The following is a 582-nucleotide window of genomic DNA, read 5'->3' as shown; positions in this document are numbered from 1 at the left end:
GTGCATTCCACCTGGCGCACGCCTGCCTGAACGGCGGCCAGCGAGTTGGCAACCGCCATACCCAAGTCGTTGTGGCAGTGGGTCGACCAGACTACTTTGTCGCCGTTGGGCACGCTTTTGATGATGTTGCTGATACGCTCGTACCACACGGAAGGAATGGAGTAGCCGACGGTATCGGGAATATTGATGGTGGTCGCGCCCGCTTCGATAACCGCCGTAAAGATTTTGGCGAGGAAGTCCAAATCCGAACGCACGGCGTCTTCGGCGGAAAATTCCACATCGTCGGTGTATTCTTTGGCAATTTTCACCGCTTTGACCGCCGCATCGATGACCTGCTGCGGCTTCATTTTCAGTTTGTGCTCCATGTGGATGGGGCTGGTGGCGATGAAGGTATGGATGCGTTTTTTCGGCGCGGGGGAAACGGCTTCGCCCGCTTTGCGCACATCGTTTTCAACGGCACGCGCCAACGAGCAGACTGTGGATTTGGTGATGATTTTGGCAATCGCATTGACCGATTCGAAATCGCCCGGGCTGGCGGCGGCGAAACCCGCCTCAATCACATCCACGCCCATTTTCTCCAAC

General features: G+C 56.5%; 1 pseudogene. It reads right to left on the bottom strand.

Going from position 1 to position 582, the window contains the following annotated elements:
- A pseudogene (locus ACTHTY_RS11420) lies at positions 1-582 on the bottom strand (2-isopropylmalate synthase); the annotation flags it as partial.

Source organism: Neisseria sp. P0019.S002 (assembly GCF_051957155.1).
Classification (GTDB): domain Bacteria; phylum Pseudomonadota; class Gammaproteobacteria; order Burkholderiales; family Neisseriaceae; genus Neisseria; species Neisseria perflava.
The sequence above is the reverse complement of the archived record's forward strand: the minus strand, read 5'-3'. Positions and strand labels throughout refer to the sequence as shown.